The following is a 15,635-nucleotide window of genomic DNA, read 5'->3' on the forward strand; positions in this document are numbered from 1 at the left end:
GCCACTTTGACAGCATTTGCCCGATTATTCGAGTGGAGGGACCGACATCGGACCGGACATCGGACCGGGCATCGATCCGCTCACTATCGTCGGTGCCGTGGACTGGTTCACCGCACCCGACCTCTGGCTGAGCCGACTGCTCTTCCAGCGGTCCCTGGCCGTGATCTTTGCGGTCGCCTTCCTGGGGGCGGCCCTGCAGTTCCGCGCGCTGATCGGCGAGCGGGGCATGCTGCCGGTGCCCCGTTTCGTCGAACGGGTGCCGTTCCGGCGCGCGCCGAGCGTGTTCCACCGCCACTACTCGGACCGCTTCTTCGCGGCATGGGCCTGGACGGGCTGCGCCGTGTCGGTGGCGCTGGTCGCCGGACTGGACTCCCTGCTGCCCCTGTGGGCCGGCATGCTGCTGTGGCTCGTGCCGTGGGCGATGTACCTGTCGATCGTGAACGTCGGCCAGACCTGGTACTCCTTCGGCTGGGAGTCGCTGCTCCTGGAGGTCGGTTTCCTGGCCGTCTTCCTCGGCAACGACGAGGTGGCGCCGCCGGTCGTCGTGCTGTTCCTGCTGCGCTGGGTGCTCTTCCGGGTCGAGTTCGGCGCCGGACTGATCAAGATGCGCGGCGACGAGTGCTGGCGCAAGCTCACCTGCCTGGACCACCACCACGAGACCCAGCCGATGCCCGGCCCGCTCAGCTGGTTCTTCCACCACCTCCCGAAGCCGTTCCACCGCGTCGAGGTGGCCGCCAACCACGTCACACAGCTCGTGGTCCCGTTCCTGCTCTTCGCCCCACAGCCGGTCGCGACGGCCGCCGCCTCGCTGATGATCGCGACGCAGCTGTGGCTGGTGCTCTCCGGCAACTTCTCCTGGCTGAACTGGATCACCATCGTGCTGGCCCTGTCCGCCGTCGACTTCGGCACGACCGCACCTCGGACCCCCGGCCCACCGCTGTGGTACACGATCGTCGTGCTCGCCGTGGCGGCGCTGGTCCTCTGGCTCAGCTACCACCCGGTCCGCAACATGATCTCCCGCCGCCAGGTCATGAACCGCTCCTTCGACCCGCTGCACCTGGTCAACACCTACGGGGCGTTCGGCAGCGTCAGCCGGGTGCGGTACGAGGTGGTGGTCGAGGGCACGGCGGACGACGTACCGCGCGAGGACTCCGAGTGGCGGGAGTACGAGTTCAGGGGCAAGCCGGGTGACCCGAGGCGCTGGCCGCGCCAGTTCGCCCCGTACCACCTGCGGCTCGACTGGCTGATGTGGTTCGCCGCGCTCTCCCCCGCGTACGCCGGCTCCTGGTTCGGCGCCATGGTGGAACGCCTCCTGGAGAACGACCGCGACACCCTCCGCCTGCTGCGCCGCTCGCCCTTCCCCGCCGATGCCCCGCCCCGCTTCGTCCGCGCCCGCCTCTTCCGCTACCGCTACACGACCTGGCGCGAGCTGCGGGAGACCGGGGCGTGCTGGGAGCGGACGTACGTAAGGGAGTTCCTGCCACCGACGCGACTGGTCACGTCGCCCGCGGGCGACCCCTGACCGGGCCACTTGCCCGGTCAGGGCCACGGCCCTCCCGCTCGTCGCCCGCCCCGGTAACCAACTCCGTCTGTTTCATTGACATCCAACTCAGGACATCTACCGTTGGGAGCGCTCCCATGACAGCCTCGCAACCGGAAGGAGCTCCCCCCACATGCGCACACAAAGTCCGTTGACCGGACGTTCGCGATCGTCCCTCCGCCGGCCCCTCCAGGCGCTCGTCATGCTGTTCGCCGTGGTTGTCGGCGCACTGACCTGGTCGGTTCCCGCTCAGGCTCACGGCACCATCGTCGGCCCCGCTTCCCGCGCGTACCAGTGCTGGAAGACATGGGGCAACAACCACACGAACCCGGCCATGCAGACCGAAGACCCCATGTGTTGGCAGGCCTTCCAGGCCAACCCCGACACCATGTGGAACTGGATGAGCGCGCTCCGCGACGGCCTCGGTGGCCAGTTCCAGGCGCGGACCCCCGACGGGACGCTCTGCAGCAACAACCTCTCGAGGAACGCCAGCCTGGACAAGCCCGGGCAGTGGAAGACCACCACCGTCGGCAACAACTTCTCGGTCCACCTGTACGACCAGGCGTCCCACGGTGCCGACTACCTCAAGGTCTACGTGAGCAAGCAGGGCTTCAACCCCAAGACCCAGACCCTGGGCTGGGGCAACCTCGACTTCATCACGCAGACCGGCCGCTTCGCCCCAGCACAGAACATCACGTTCCCCGTCCAGACCTCCGGCTACACCGGACACCACATCCTGTTCGTGATCTGGCAGGCCTCGCACCTCGACCAGGCCTACATGTGGTGCAGCGACGTGAACTTCGGCTGAGCCGAGGAGCGCCGCACACGGCAACGGCCTCTGCCGGGCGCCGGTAGCCCGCCGTCCGGCCGACCGGGTTCCGTCGGGGCAGCGACCCATGTAGCCCTGCCCCGACGGGGCTTCCTGCTCGAGATGGGCCTGGCCTGTCCGAACCCTCGGCGGGCAGGACCGGCCGCCTCCCGGCGCCGTCCGGCACACGGGACCGGTCACGTCACAGCGCCTTGTACATGATGTGCAGTCCCACCAGGCCGTCCTTCGGGTGCTCGAAGGCGTCCGGGACGGTGGCGAGGACGGTGAAGCCGAGGGAGGTCCACAGCCGTACGGCGGGGTTGGTCTCGACGACGGCGTTGAACACCATGCCCCGGAAGCCCTGGGCGCCGGCTTCGGCGAGGACGTGTGCGGCGAGGGCGCGGCCGATGCCGCGGCCGCCGTGGTCGGGGTCGACCATGAAGCCCGCGTTGGCGACGCGGGCGGCGGGACCACCGTAGTTGGGGGTGAGGTAGGCGGAGCCGACCACGGTTCCGGTCTCGTCCTCGACGACGTACACGCGCTTGGCGGGGGCCATCCACAGGGCGCGGGCGGCTTCCTCGGAGGTGTCCGGGTCCCAGGTGTAGGTCTCGCCGGCGGCCACGACGCGGTGCCAGAACGGCCAGATGCCGGGCCAGTCGTCGGCGGTGGCTTCTCTGATCTGCATGGGCGCGAGTCTGGCACGCCCATGCAGACGGTGATCGCGGTGCTCCCGCTCAGTCCACGCTGGGCAGGATGTGGGGCTCTGCGAGGTCGTCCTCGTAGCCCGCCAGTCGGATCGGGGCGGACCTGGCCCACACGTCCAGGCTGCCCAGCTCCTTCTTCGACCGGCCGCCGCCCTCGGTGTGTTCCTCGGGGCGTTGCTCGCGATTCGTCTTCTCTGGTGTCACCGCGCACTCCTTATGTGTCGGGTCACCCTCGGGGCGTCGGCCCAGCCTGCCGCTGCGCGCCTGACGTCCGCTCGGGTCTGAGTCGATGTCAGTTCGGACGCGGTGGCGCCGGATTACCTGGTGTGAGAGCAGGCCGTGGTGACCGGCTTGCCCCGGGACGGACCGTGGGTGTGGGTGGGACCCATATAAGGCTGTCCGTCCGGTACAGAGTAACCAAATGAGCGGGCGGCCGCTCGATGGGGCTGAAAACAAGAGGTAACTGTCCCAAGTCGTTCAGCGTCCAGCAGGCCCCACCCTAGGGGAATTTGACCCATTTGTTCGGTTTCTCATCACCCGTTCGGCTCAGTACTCGAACCGCGCACCGACCCGACGACCCATCGGATCGCCGCTCCCGGTACGCAGTTCAGGTCCTGTTGGCCGAATCGCAAGCCGACCATGATCTGCTCATGCACCGCAACGGCATTTCTCGCGGGCGGACTCGGGAGGACCGGCGGATGGAACTGCGCAGCGTCGAGGAGCTGATGGATCTGCTGCACGCCTGCCGGAGCGGCGGCACGGCACCGGACCACCGCCGGGGCACCGCGGTCGATCCGTACGAGCACGCGCTGCGGACCGCCGCGCTGTTGCGCCGGGTCCGGCCCGCCGACAAGGAGCTGCAGGTGGCGGGCCTGGTGCACGCCCTCGGGCGGCTGCTCCGTCCGGGTGACGACACCGGCCACGCCGATCTGGCCGCCGACGCGGTACGGCCGCTGCTCGGCGAGCGGGTCGCCCGTCTCGTGCGCCTGCACGCCCTGGGCGCGGACGACCTCGTGCGGCTGCACGCGGGCGGGTGGGCGGACGCCACGCTCGTCGAGGACGTGCTGGCCCTGCGGCACGCGGACGAGGCGGGCTGGACCCCCGGCATGGACGCCGGGGTTCTGGAGGACTGGCGGACGGTACTGAAGCTGGTGTCGGACCGGGCGAGGGCGGCTCACCACTTGCCGGGCGCGTAGTCCTTCAGGAAGACGCCGTACAGATCCTCGCCCTGCTCACCGCGGACGACGGGGTCGTAGACGCGGGCCGCGCCGTCGACCAGGTCGAGCGGGGCGTGGAAGCCCTCGTCGGCGAGGCGCAGCTTGTCGAAGTGAGGGCGCTCGTCGGTGATCCAGCCGGTGTCGACGGAGGTCATGAGGATGCCGTCGGTCTGGAACATCTCCTGCGCGCTGGTCCGCGTGACCATGTTCATCGCGGCCTTGGCGGCGTTGGTGTTCGGGTGTCCCGCGCCCTTGTAGCCACGGCCGAAGACACCTTCCATCGCCGAGACGTTGACGACGTACGCGCGTGAACTGGTCGCCTTCCGGGCGGCGTCGGCCATCACCGGGCGGAGCTTGCTGATGAGGATGAACGGCGCCGTGTAGTTGCACAGCTGGGTCTCCAGCAGTTCCACCGGGGAGATCTGCTCGATGGTCTGCACCCAGGTGTTGCTGTCGACGACGTCGGGCACGAGGCCGCCCGCGTCGATGGCGGTGCCGTCGAGGTGCCGGGCCACGCTGGCGTTGCCCGCGACCAGTGCGAGGTCGGCGACCTGCTGCGCGTCGAGGCCGCTGATACCGACGGGCAGCGCGGCGAGACCGTCGACGGCGCCGGAGTTGAAGGCGCCGATGACGTGGTGCGCGGGGAGCTCACCGGCGGGCAGCGGGGCGCTCTCCCCGTCCACCAGGGCGGCGTAGGCGGAGGGCAGGCGGCGCACGGTCTGGGTCGCGTTGTTGATGAGGATGTCGAGGGGACCGGCCTCGGCGACCCGGTCGGCGAGGGCGACGGCCTGCGCCGGATCGCGCAGGTCAATGCCGACGACCTCCAGCCGGTGCATCCAGTCCGCCGAGTCGTCCATGGCCTTGAAGCGGCGGATGGCGTCCTTGGGGAACCGCGTGGTGATCGTGGTGTGCGCGCCGTCGCGCAGCAGCCGCAGCGCGATGTACATGCCGATCTTGGCTCGGCCGCCGGTGAGCAGGGCGCGCTTTCCGGTGAGGTCGGCGCGGGCGTCGCGCTTGGCGCGGTTCACGCCGGCGCACTCGGGACAGAGCTGGTGGTAGAAGTAGTCGACCTCGATGTACCGGGTCTTGCAGGTGTAGCAGGAGCGCGGGCGCTGGAGTATCCCCGCGATCTGCCCCGCCTCGGTGACGGACGACGGCAGGATGCCCTCGGTCTCGTCGTCGATGCGCTGGGCGGAGCCGGTGGCCGTGGACTCCGTGACCGCCTTGTCGTGCGCGGTCTTGGCGGCGCGGCGTTCCTGGCGGCGGCGCTGCTTGACCGTGCGGTAGACGCCGGCGGTCGCCCGGCGCACCGCGATCGCGTCCGGGTGGTCGACCTCCAGCTTGTCGAGCTCCTCCAGCACGCTGAGGCACACGGCGAGCCGCTCCGGGTCGATGCCGGGGCCGTACGCGACCTCGTCCGTGGTCGCGGGGCCGTCCTCTGTCACCGTCATCGCGCTGCCGTTTCCCTGATCACCGCGGCCCGCCCACCGCGTCCGCCACCGAACGGTGGATTGTACGGATCGCCGTGCCCGGTCACCAAAAAACGAATCCCGCCCCCGCCGCCCCTGCCCGTCCGATGCGCGGGCCCGGTGGGGCTTCTCGCGCAGTTCCCCGCGGTCCTGAAGGGGCGCGGGGAACTGCGCGAGAGGGGTCCGGGGCGGAGCCCCGAGTCTGTGACCGGGGGTCGAAGGGGCGCGCAGCCCCTGGGGACGGGACGGGCAGGGGCGGCGGGGGCGAAGGAAGATCGGGCGCCCGGCGTCACGTGTCAGGGCTCACACGCCGCCAACAGCTCCCGCACCTCCCGGACGACCGCCCCCGACAGCCGCTCCAGATCGGGCACGGCCTCCGCGTCGGCGACCAGCCCGTAATGAACGCTCCCCCGATACGTCGAGACAGCCACCGCGAGAGACTGCCCGTGAGCGAGCGGAGCCAGCGGATAGATCTCCGCCAGCGGACAGCCGCCGAGCCGGAGCCCGAGGCTGGGGAGGGGGACGCTGGTGACGAGGATGTCGAACCAGAGGCGGGCGGCCTGGCTGACCAGCGGTCCGCCGAGACGGTGACCGAGCGGCAGCACGTGATCGGCGAGCAGGGCGACCGCGCCGGCGCCCCGATTGGGCCCCGCCTCCTTGTTACGGTCCATCGCCGCCCGCACCGTACGCAGCCGGCGCAGCGGGTCCGGATCGTCCACCGGCAGTTTCATCAGATACCCGGAGAGCCGGTTGCCCTGCGGGTGCGCCGTGCGGGGCCGGCGCTTGGAGACGGGGATCAGCGCCCTGGGCGCGACCCCTTCGCTGCCGTCCCCGCGCTCGTCCAGCCACCGGCGCAGCGCGCCCGCCACCACGGCGATGAGGACGTCGTTGACGGTGCCGCCGACGGTCTTGCGGATCCGGTGCACGTCGTCGAGGTCCACGAGCACCCCGGCGGTTCGACGGGTGCCGCTGGCCACGGAGGTCAGCGCGGCCGACGAACGGGCGCCGAGGGTCGCGTCGAGCGTGGTGCGGGCCACGGAGGCGCCGATGTCGAGGGCGCGCCCCAGATCGGAGAGCGTGCCTCTGACCAGGTCGGGGAGTTTGCGCACGTCGAGGAGGGCGCGTGGGGGCTCGGCGGGGCGCGGCCGGGGCGCGGGCATGTCGATGGGGTCCATGACGGCCGCGGCGAGCGTCAGCGCCCGCAGTCCGTCGGCGAGGGCGTGGTGGAACTTGAACAGCACGGCGAAGGAGGTGCCGTCCTCCCCCGGCAGCACATGCGCTTCCCAGGGGGGCCGGCCGCGCTCCAGCGGGCGCTCCATCAGCCGTCCGGCCACCGTGTGGAAGTCGGCTGTCGGCGCGTGCAGCCGTACGTGGTCGAAGGGCTCGAAGTCGTCGACGGGCTCCCGGGTCGCGCCGCCGAACGCCAGGGGCAGTCGGACGTCCGGGAACCATACGTCCCGGATCCGCATCCGCAGCCCGGGCACCGCGACGGCCCGCGTGGCGAGCAGCTCGGCGGCGTGGGCGCCCGCGGTGGGCGAGTTCGCCGTGAAGACGCCGAGGGCGGCCAGGTGCATGGGGTGTTCGGCGGACTCGATGTTCCAGAACGCAAGGTCGAGGGGGGCGAGCAGGTGAGAAGTCAATGGCTTGCCTCGCGTCGACGACGGGTGAGTCGGTAGTCAATCGCTGTTTGCCGATTACGGTCAAGTACGATCAAGCTACGCACAGTTAACAACAGATTAAGTCCCGCCTCCGATAAAAGGCGGGACTCATGCGACATCTGTGTGCAACGCGGTCACCCTGAAGGGCTAGGACACCTGCTGCCCCTTGCCCAACGCGATCACCCCGCCCCGGGAGACGGTGTAGAGCTCGGCGTCGCGCTCGGGATTGACTCCGATGGTGGCCCCCGGAGGCACCTGGACATTCTTGTCGAGCACGGCGCCCCGGACGACCGCGCCCCGCCCGATGTGGACGTTGTCGTGCAGCACGGAGCCCTGGACGACCGCGCCCGGGTCCACGACGACCCCCGGGGAGAGGACGGATCTCGTGACCTGGCCGCGAATCAGGCAGCCCGCGCTGATGATCGACTCGCTGGCGATGCCGCCCGCGTTGAAGCGGGCCGGGGAGAGCTGGCCGGAGCTGGTGTAGATGGGCCAGCTGCGGTTGAAGAGGTTGAAGGCGGGGCGCTCGGCGATGAGGTCCATATGGGCGTCGTAGTAGGCGTCGAGGGTGCCGACGTCCCGCCAGTAGCCCTGGTCACGAGTGGTCTCGCCAGGTACGTGGTTGGCGCTGAAGTCGTACAGCTGGGCCTCGCCCCGGTCGGTGAGCTGGGGCAGGATCGAGCCGCCCATGTCGTGGACGGAGTGCTCGTCCTCCGCGTCCCGCTGGAGCGCCTCCACCAGGGCCTTGGTGGTGAAGATGTAGTTGCCCATCGAGGCGAACACGCATTCGGGGTCGTCGATCAGGCCCGGCGGGTCGGACGGCTTCTCCAGGAAGCGTTCGACGGTCCGGCCGTCGGAGCCGGGCGTGATCACGCCGAAGGACGACGACTCCGTGCGCGGCACCCGGATGCCGGCCACCGTCACGCCCGCGCCGCCCTCGATGTGCTGCGTCAGCATCTGGCGGGGGTCCATGCGGTAGACGTGGTCGGCGCCGAACACGGCCACGTACTCGGGCTGTTCGTCGTGGACCAGGTTCAGGGACTGCAGGAGCGCGTCGGCGCTGCCCAGGTACCAGCGCGGGCCGAGCCGCTGCTGGGCCGGGACCGGGGTGACGTAGTTGCCCAGCAGGCTCGACATCCGCCAGGTCGTGGTGATGTGCCGGTCCAGCGAGTGCGACTTGTACTGCGTGAGCACGCAGATGCGCAGGATGTCCGCGTTGACGAGATTGGAGAGAACGAAATCCACCAGGCGGTACGTGCCGCCGAAAGTCACCGCCGGTTTCGCGCGGTCGGCCGTGAGGGGCATCAACCTCTTGCCCTCACCGCCCGCCAGTACGATTCCCAGCACCGATGGTCCACCGCGCCGCATGCCGCCGCCCCTCTACGCCCGGTCGTGCCGAACGCTGATCCTGACTGCCCTGTGACTACCCCGTGCCTACCCCTGTTTGCGGACTTCCTCGTATAGCCGGACCGTCCGCCGGGCGACCGCGTCCCAGCCGAACTCCCGCACCGCCCGTTCCCGGCCGGCCTCGCCCATCCGGGCGGCCGCCACGGGGTCGGCGAGCACCGAGTCCAGTGCACGCGCCAGTCCGTTCTCGAAGTCCTCGTCGGTCGACACGAGCAGGCCCGTGACTCCGTCCTCCACCACCTCCGGGATACCGCCGACCCGTGACGCCACCACCGCCGTACCGCAGGCCATGGCCTCCAGGTTGACGATGCCGAGCGGCTCGTACACCGACGGGCAGACGAACACGGCGGCGTGGGTGAGGAGCTGGATCACGTCCGGGCGCGGCAGCATCTGCGGTATCCAGAACAGGCCCTCGCGCGCACGGCTCAGTTCCGCGAAGAGGTCCCGGAACTCCCGGTCGATCTCCGGGGTGTCCGGCGCGCCCGCGCAGAGCACGACCTGCGCGGCCGGGTCGATGTCCCGCACGGCGCGCAGCAGATGGGGCACGCCCTTCTGCCGGGTGATGCGGCCGACGAACAGGACGTACGGGCGACCGGGGTCGACGCCGAGGCGGTCGAGGACGTCCGTGCCGTGGTCCGGCCGGTAGAGGGAGGTGTCGATGCCGTTGTGGACGACGTGGAGCCGTGCCGGGTCCAGGGCGGGGTAGCAGCCGAGGATGTCGTCGCGCATGGCGCCGGAGACGGCGATCACCGCGTCGGCGGACTCGATCGCGGTGCGCTCGGCCCAGCTGGACAGGGCGTAGCCGCCGCCCAGCTGCTCGGCCTTCCAGGGGCGCAGCGGTTCCAGCGAGTGCGCGGTCATCACGTGCGGGACGCCGTGCAGCAGCTTGCCGAAGTGGCCGGCCAGGTTGGCGTACCAGGTGTGCGAGTGGACCAGTTCGCGGCCTTCGAGGCCGGCGGCGATGGAGAGGTCCACGGAGAACGTGCGCAGCGCGTCGTTGGCGCCGTCGAGCGCGGACCAGGGCCGGTGGCGTACGACACCACCGGCGGCGCCCTCGCCCCAGCAGTGCACCTCCAGGTCGACCAGGGACCGCAACTCGTGGGCGAGGAACTCGACATGGACGCCCGCGCCACCGTAGACGTCGGGCGGATACTCCCGGGTCAGCAGGCCGACTCGCACCCGGAACCCCCTGTCTCTGCGGCTGGTTCCCACATGGTCACTCAGAAGGGTCGGTTGGGGAAGACCACGATGTTCGCGCGGGCGCACCCCCGGGTCAGGAGCGAGGACCGCGGCGGGAGCGGGTGCCGGGCGGCCGGTCGAAACAGCAGTCGCCGCACAGCCCGCCGCCGGGCAGGCGGTAGTAGAGGCAGCAGCTGCGCCGGCGACGGGTGACCGGGTCGAGCGTGCCGCGCAGGGTGGGGTGGGCGAACAGGTCGGCGGCGAGGGCGCGAGCCCGACTCGCCGCCTCCGCATGGCCGTTGGCCGCCGCCCAGTGATCGACCTGACGCACGGCACCCATCAGGGCGGAGGCCGCGTTGCCCCACAACAGGCGCTCGGACAGCTGCAGTTGAGCACGCAGGGACCGCGCCAGCGGTACGAGGTGGCCCTCCCGTACGACCTCGCCGATGCGCTCGACGGGCAGGCCGCGCACCTCGGTCAGCCACAGCTCGTCCGGGGCGCTCGCGTCGGCGTCCCAGCGCAGCAGACGGGGGTCGAGGTCGGGGACGCGTCCGTACAGGGCGGCCGACCCCAGGGCCACCGACCACAGGCGGGCGGCGAAGCCGAGGTGGGCGATGGACGCCGCCACGCGCGGCTCGGTCGTCCGGAGACTCCGCGCGACCTTCCGGACACGGAAAATTACGGGATTCGCGTAAACCTCCCGTTCCACATCGGCATCCCGTGCCACGTAGGCCTCCGCGAGCGTGGGCGGCCGGCCGTGCGGTGGTCGTCCCGTGCGTAGTACGAAGAAGTCGCCGAGGGCCGCGAGGGCGGTGAGACCGGGGTCGTGATCCACGAGGACCAGTAGTACCAGGGCGGGTACCCGCGTTCACCGGGCGGCCTGCACCCCGTGTCGCCCCCCTTGGGTATGACGGCGGGCCCGTCGTACTCCAACGGCAGTAGGACTTTTTGAGTGCTCAGGTACGACGACGCCGACGCCCGTCCGAGGCATCGTGGACATCATGAAAGCCGAGCGTTCACCGCGCCGGGCCGGGAGCCCCCGCGCTTCGCTGAGGAGCCGCATATGAGTGCCCTCGCGTTGTCCGTACTGCTGTCGTTCGTCTCCGCCGTGGCCTACGCGGGCGGGGCGATCGTCCAGGAGCGAGTGGCGGTGTCCTCCAGCCAGGCGTACGCACCGCTGCGCCGGCCGGTCTGGTGGGCCGCCGTCGGGCTGAACGGCCTCGGCGGGCTGTTGCACGTGGTCGCCCTGGCCTACGGCCCCCTGAGCCTGGTGCAGCCGCTCGGCGCGCTGACCATCGTCTTCGCCCTGCCCATGGCGGCGCTCTTCGTGGGCCGCAGGGCGGGCGCGACGGCCTGGCGGGGCGCGATCATGGCGACGGTGGGTCTCGCGGGCCTCCTCGCCCTGGTCGGCTCGGCCGACGCCCAGTCGTTGGACGACACCCAGCGGGTGCTGGTGGCCGTGGTCAGCGGTGGCGCGGTCGCCGCGCTGATGGTGGCGGGACGCGCGGCGCACCGGCACCCGGCGGTCCGCAGCATCCTGCTCGCGATCGCCTCCGGTGTCGCGTTCGGCATGTCCTCGGTCTTCACCAAGACGGTCGCCGTCGACTGGACGGACGGCGTCGCCCTCTCCGACGTGCCGACCCTTGCGCTCATCGGTGTCTTCGCCACGGCCGGTCTGCTGCTGTCCCAGGCCGCGTACCGGGGCGGCGGCCTGGCGGCCCCGCTCGCCACGCTGACCGTGGTGAACCCGGTGGTGGCGGCCGCCGTGGGCATCGCGATGTTCGGCGAGACGTTCCGCTACGGCACGACCGGCACCCTGCTCGCACTGGCCAGCGGTGTCGTCGCGGCGGGCGGCCTGATCCTGCTGACCACCGAGCGGCTCGCCGACCAGGTGCGGACGGAGCGGGCCGACGAGGGCCTCCCGGTCCCGGCCGACGAGCAGCAGCCGACGGCGATGCCCCAGGGTGCGGCGGCCGGGACCGTCGACCTGGAATCGCTCACCGTGGAGAAGCTGCTCGCGGGTCTGCCGCGACAGACCGACGGGGCGCCGGAGGTGGTCGAGGAACCGCACGACCTGGACAAGGCCGTGGCCGTACCGGCCTCGTTCCTGCGGCGGATCCCGGAGTACGAGGACGACGTCCCGCCCGGCAGCCTGCTGCCGTTTTCCTTCCACGGCGAGCCGTATGTGTCCAGGGCACTCCTCGACCGGCATCGCGACCGCGTGAAATCCTGAGCGGGAGGCCCGGACCGGGCCTCCCGCACCACGTCAGATCCGGACCCCTCCCGCCCGCAGATAGGCGATCGGATCGATGTCGCTGCCGAAGCCGGGCCCCGTCCGCACCTCGAAGTGCAGATGCGGGCCCGAGCTGTTGCCCGTGGAACCGGAGCGGCCTATGCGCTGTCCGGCGCTCACGTTCTGCCCGGTCTTCACGGAGATCGCCGACAGATGGGCGTACTGCGAGTACCGGCCGTCGGCGTGCCGGATCACCACCTGGTAGCCGAAGGAGCCGCCCCAGCCCGAGGTGACCACCTCCCCGGCTGCCACGGACTTCACCGTGCTGCCGGTCGACACGGGGAAGTCGACACCCGTGTGGTAGCCCTTCGACCAGGAGGAGCCCGAAGCGCGGTAGGGCGTGCCGAGGGAGGCGCTCACGGGGGCGACGAGGGACGCCGACTCCTGCCGCTTCTCGGAGGCCTGTTGCTTCTGCTGCTTCTGGTCCTTCTGGACCTTCTTCTTTTCCTGCTTCTGCTCCTGCTTGTGTTCCTTCTTCTGCTCCTTCTTCTGCTCCTTCTTCTGCTCCTTCTTCTGGCCCGCCGTGTTCAGACTGAGGCGCTGGCCGGGGATTATCACGTGCGGGTCGGAGCCTATGGTGGTGCGGTTGGCCTCGTGGAGCCCGCGCCAGCCGCCCCTGACGTCGTGGGCGTCGGCGATCTCGGAGAGGGTGTCGCCACGGACCACGGTGTACATCTCGACCTGGCCGGCCTGGGACTGGGGCGTGGTCTGCGGTTTCACGTCCTCGATCTGGCGGGTGGGCCCGTCGCCGCCGCGGGTGAGGCCCGCGCGCTGCGAGCAGACGGGCCAGGCATTGGGGCCCTGGCCGTCGAGGACCTTCTCGGCGATCGCGATCTGCTGTTCCTTGGTGGCCAGGTCCGCGCGGGCGGCGTACTCCGTGCCGCCGAAGGCCTCCCAGGTGGACTGGCTGAACTGCAGGCCGCCGTAGTAGCCGTTCCCGGTGTTGATGTTCCAGTCGTTGGTGGACTCACAGGCCGCGACCTTGTCCCAGGTCTCGACATCGGCCGCGTCCGCGACCCCGGTGCCCATCAGCGGGAGCGCCATCCCCGCACCGCCCGCCGTGACGGTCAGTGAGGCGCGGTTGATCCTGTTCGGTTGGTACCGCCGGTGCCGACCGCGTACGGCCATGGGAAAGCCCCCCTCGCCTGTGCCATGAGCCGCAAAAGTAAGCGCCACGAACCGGCCAGGACAAGACGAAAATTCAGCCGCTCCCGTCCCGCGAGTGGCGGGTAAGCGACCTGCTCCGGCGCGTAAGTGCCCCCGTCCGGCGCGCGAGTGACCAGGGACGGCGCGCAATGCATCGGCTTGCGCGCCCCATTGAGGCAGGTAGGGCCCTTCCCGCGTACTCAATCCCGGCAGGCCGCGCAGTGCGGACGGGGCCGGTGCACGTCAGGATGGCCGGAAGGACAATACTGGCGGGCAGGAACGGCACCACCGATATCAGGATCCATAGGAGCCAACCGTATGAGCACTTCAGCCCAGATCGGCGTCACCGGCCTCGCGGTCATGGGGAGCAACCTCGCCCGCAACTTCGCTCGCAACGGCTACACGGTGGCGGTCCACAACCGCTCCGCGGCGAAGACCCACGCGCTGATCAAGGAGCACGGGCACGAGGGCGACTTCATCGCGGCCGAGACCGCCAAGGACTTCGTACAGGCGCTGGAGCGCCCCCGGCGCCTGGTCGTCATGGTGAAGGCGGGCGGGGCGACGGACGCGGTGATCGAGGAGTTCGCGCCGCTCCTGGAGCCCGGCGACATGATCATCGACGGTGGCAACGCGCACTTCGCCGACACCCGCCGCCGTGAGGCGGCGCTGCGCGAGCAGGGCATCCACTTCGTCGGCGCGGGCATCTCCGGCGGCGAGGAGGGCGCGCTGAACGGGCCGAGCATCATGCCCGGCGGTCCGGTCGAGTCCTACGACTCCCTCGGCCCGATGCTGGAGAAGATCTCCGCGAAGGCCGCCGACGGCGCTCCGTGCGTCACGCATGTGGGCCCGGACGGCGCCGGACACTTCGTGAAGATGGTCCACAACGGCATCGAGTACGCCGACATGCAGCTGATCGGCGAGGCGTACCAGCTGCTGCGCGACGTGGCCGGCTACACCCCCGCGCAGATCGCCGAGATCTTCCGCACCTGGAACACCGGACGCCTCGACTCGTACCTGATCGAGATCACGGCCGAGGTGCTGGCGCACGTCGACGAGGCCACCGGCAAGCCGTTCGTGGACGTGGTCGTCGACCAGGCCGAGCAGAAGGGCACCGGCCGCTGGACCGTCCAGATCGCGCTGGACCTGGGCGTTCCGGTGTCCGGTATCGCCGAGGCCGTCTTCGCGCGCTCCCTGTCGGGCCACGCCGCGCTGCGCGACGCCTCGCGTTCGCTGGCCGGCCCCAAGGCCACCCCGCTCAGCGCGGCCGAGGCGGGCGCCTTCGCCGACCGGGTCGAGCAGGCGCTGTACGCCTCCAAGATCGTGTCGTACACCCAGGGATTCCACGAGATCGACGCCGCCCGCGACGAGTACGACTGGAACATCGACCTGGGCAAGGTCGCCTCCATCTGGCGGGGCGGCTGCATCATCCGGGCGGCCTTCCTGGACCGGATCCGCGCGGCCTACGACGCCCGGCCCGACCTGCCGAGCCTGCTGTCCGACGAGACGTTCGCCCAGGAGATCGCGGCGGCGCAGGACGACTGGCGCGAGGTGCTGGTCGCCGCGACGCGGCAGGGCGTGCCGACGCCCGGGTTCGCGGCGGCGCTGGCGTACTACGACGCGCTGCGCGCCGAGCGGTTGCCCGCGGCGCTCACGCAGGGACAGCGGGACTTCTTCGGGGCGCACACGTACCGTCGGGTCGACCGGGAGGGGTCGTTCCACACGCTGTGGGGGCAGGGCCGCGGTGAGGTCGAGGCCTGAGGGCGCCTGAGGGGGTGGGGGTGCTGATCGGTCGGCGGCCGCGGGTTGGTTGTGGCTGGTCGCGCGGTTGCCCGCGCCCCTGAGGTCGGAGATGTGGCCCGGTGCGGAAAAGTCCGCGCCGGGCCACCTTCATGTGCTGCGCTGCCCGCTACGACAAGGGTCCCGGCCTCGGCTCCCCCGGCACCGGGTCCGGGCCCGGGGGGCTGGGAATGGGGTCCGGTTCCGGGGTGGGGCGGGGGTCGGGGGTGGGGACAGGGTCGGGGAAGGGGGCTCCGGGAAGGGTTCCGGGCGGTCGGGGCCCGGGCCCGGGGTGGGGCCGGGCTTCACGGGGTCCGGGTCGGGATGCGTCATCGCGTCCTCCAGCCAGGGGTACGTCGGCCATGGACTGATGCCACGGGTACCCGTCGCCCGCACGGCCAGTCACCCGGTCGGCGGAGAGCGGCGGAGAGCGGCGGA

The 15,635-nt window shown here is 70.9% G+C and carries 13 protein-coding genes and 1 pseudogene; 5 read left to right on the forward strand and 9 right to left on the reverse strand.

The genetic code is table 11. The features are described 5' to 3' along the window. Positions 1-97 precede the first annotated feature (97 nt). Both K1J60_RS04145 and K1J60_RS04150 read left to right on the forward strand, forming a co-directional pair. On the forward strand, positions 98-1,522 hold the full coding sequence (locus K1J60_RS04145) for a lipase maturation factor family protein (RefSeq protein WP_220644963.1): 1,425 nt from the start codon (positions 98-100) through the stop codon (positions 1,520-1,522). Between the two features lie 220 nt (positions 1,523-1,742). Beyond that, positions 1,743-2,348 (forward strand): lytic polysaccharide monooxygenase auxiliary activity family 9 protein, encoded by a 606-nt coding sequence (locus K1J60_RS04150; protein WP_220651262.1) that lies wholly within the window; start codon positions 1,743-1,745, stop codon positions 2,346-2,348. A gap of 202 nt (positions 2,349-2,550) precedes the next feature. On the opposite strand, the gene K1J60_RS04155 is transcribed toward K1J60_RS04150, so the two are convergent. Together K1J60_RS04155 and K1J60_RS04160 are read right to left on the reverse strand one after the other, a co-directional pair. Then, positions 2,551-3,033, reverse strand: a complete 483-nt coding sequence (locus K1J60_RS04155; RefSeq protein ID WP_220644964.1) for a GNAT family N-acetyltransferase — start codon at positions 3,031-3,033, stop codon at positions 2,551-2,553. 49 nt (positions 3,034-3,082) lie between these two features. After that, on the reverse strand, positions 3,083-3,256 hold the full coding sequence (locus tag K1J60_RS04160) for a hypothetical protein (RefSeq protein ID WP_192829880.1): 174 nt from the start codon (positions 3,254-3,256) through the stop codon (positions 3,083-3,085). A 494-nt stretch (positions 3,257-3,750) separates the two neighbouring features. Between K1J60_RS04160 and K1J60_RS04165 the strand changes: the two genes are divergently transcribed. Beyond that, positions 3,751-4,248, forward strand: a complete 498-nt coding sequence (locus K1J60_RS04165; protein WP_220644965.1) for a hypothetical protein — start codon at positions 3,751-3,753, stop codon at positions 4,246-4,248. Here the strand turns inward: K1J60_RS04165 and K1J60_RS04170 are convergent. The 6 genes and pseudogenes from K1J60_RS04170 to K1J60_RS04190 all read right to left on the reverse strand — a co-directional run bounded on the left by K1J60_RS04170 (position 4,227) and on the right by K1J60_RS04190 (position 10,817). After that, positions 4,227-5,720, reverse strand: coding sequence for an SDR family NAD(P)-dependent oxidoreductase (locus K1J60_RS04170; protein ID WP_220644966.1), 1,494 nt, complete (start codon positions 5,718-5,720; stop codon positions 4,227-4,229). The two genes, K1J60_RS04165 and K1J60_RS04170, sit on opposite strands and share 22 nt — an antisense overlap. 88 nt (positions 5,721-5,808) lie before the next feature. After that, a pseudogene (locus K1J60_RS47050) lies at positions 5,809-6,006 on the reverse strand (cobyrinate a,c-diamide synthase); the annotation flags it as partial. Between the two features lie 28 nt (positions 6,007-6,034). Then, complete coding sequence (locus K1J60_RS04175; RefSeq protein ID WP_220644967.1) at positions 6,035-7,378, reverse strand: wax ester/triacylglycerol synthase family O-acyltransferase; 1,344 nt, start codon at positions 7,376-7,378, stop codon at positions 6,035-6,037. Between the two features lie 165 nt (positions 7,379-7,543). Continuing rightward, positions 7,544-8,764 carry a glucose-1-phosphate adenylyltransferase gene (gene glgC, locus K1J60_RS04180; RefSeq protein WP_220644968.1) on the reverse strand — a complete coding sequence of 407 codons (1,221 nt, stop codon included), beginning with the start codon at positions 8,762-8,764 and terminating at the stop codon, positions 7,544-7,546. A 66-nt stretch (positions 8,765-8,830) separates the two neighbouring features. Next, positions 8,831-9,982: a glycogen synthase gene (gene glgA, locus K1J60_RS04185; protein WP_220644969.1), complete on the reverse strand. Its 1,152-nt coding sequence runs from the start codon at positions 9,980-9,982 to the stop codon at positions 8,831-8,833. A gap of 94 nt (positions 9,983-10,076) precedes the next feature. Beyond that, positions 10,077-10,817 carry a (2Fe-2S)-binding protein gene (locus K1J60_RS04190; protein WP_220644970.1) on the reverse strand — a complete coding sequence of 247 codons (741 nt, stop codon included), beginning with the start codon at positions 10,815-10,817 and terminating at the stop codon, positions 10,077-10,079. Between the two features lie 228 nt (positions 10,818-11,045). On the opposite strand from K1J60_RS04190, the gene K1J60_RS04195 reads away from it, so the two are divergent. Next, positions 11,046-12,215, forward strand: a complete 1,170-nt coding sequence (locus K1J60_RS04195; RefSeq protein ID WP_220644971.1) for a DMT family transporter — start codon at positions 11,046-11,048, stop codon at positions 12,213-12,215. Between the two features lie 33 nt (positions 12,216-12,248). Here K1J60_RS04195 and K1J60_RS04200 read toward each other — a convergent pair whose 3' ends face one another. Continuing rightward, on the reverse strand, positions 12,249-13,403 hold the full coding sequence (locus K1J60_RS04200) for a transglycosylase family protein (protein ID WP_220644972.1): 1,155 nt from the start codon (positions 13,401-13,403) through the stop codon (positions 12,249-12,251). Between the two features lie 336 nt (positions 13,404-13,739). Between K1J60_RS04200 and gndA the strand changes: the two genes are divergently transcribed. Then, positions 13,740-15,179 (forward strand): NADP-dependent phosphogluconate dehydrogenase, encoded by a 1,440-nt coding sequence (gene gndA / locus K1J60_RS04205; RefSeq protein WP_220644973.1) that lies wholly within the window; start codon positions 13,740-13,742, stop codon positions 15,177-15,179. The last annotated feature ends 456 nt before the right edge of the window (positions 15,180-15,635 follow it).

The sequence above is a fragment of the Streptomyces akebiae genome (genome assembly GCF_019599145.1).
GTDB classification, from domain to species: domain Bacteria; phylum Actinomycetota; class Actinomycetes; order Streptomycetales; family Streptomycetaceae; genus Streptomyces; species Streptomyces akebiae.

Coding starts and splice junctions, on each gene's coding strand:
- K1J60_RS04150 (WP_220651262.1), top strand. CDS start 1,743: ATGCTGTTCGCCGTGGTTGTCGGCGCACTGACCTGGTCGGTTCCCGCT.
- K1J60_RS04155 (WP_220644964.1), bottom strand. CDS start 3,033: ATGCAGATCAGAGAAGCCACCGCCGACGACTGGCCCGGCATCTGGCCG.
- K1J60_RS04165 (WP_220644965.1), top strand. CDS start 3,751: ATGGAACTGCGCAGCGTCGAGGAGCTGATGGATCTGCTGCACGCCTGC.
- K1J60_RS04170 (WP_220644966.1), bottom strand. CDS start 5,720: ATGACGGTGACAGAGGACGGCCCCGCGACCACGGACGAGGTCGCGTAC.
- glgC (WP_220644968.1), bottom strand. CDS start 8,764: ATGCGGCGCGGTGGACCATCGGTGCTGGGAATCGTACTGGCGGGCGGT.
- K1J60_RS04195 (WP_220644971.1), top strand. CDS start 11,046: ATGAGTGCCCTCGCGTTGTCCGTACTGCTGTCGTTCGTCTCCGCCGTG.
- K1J60_RS04200 (WP_220644972.1), bottom strand. CDS start 13,403: ATGGCCGTACGCGGTCGGCACCGGCGGTACCAACCGAACAGGATCAAC.
- gndA (WP_220644973.1), top strand. CDS start 13,740: ATGAGCACTTCAGCCCAGATCGGCGTCACCGGCCTCGCGGTCATGGGG.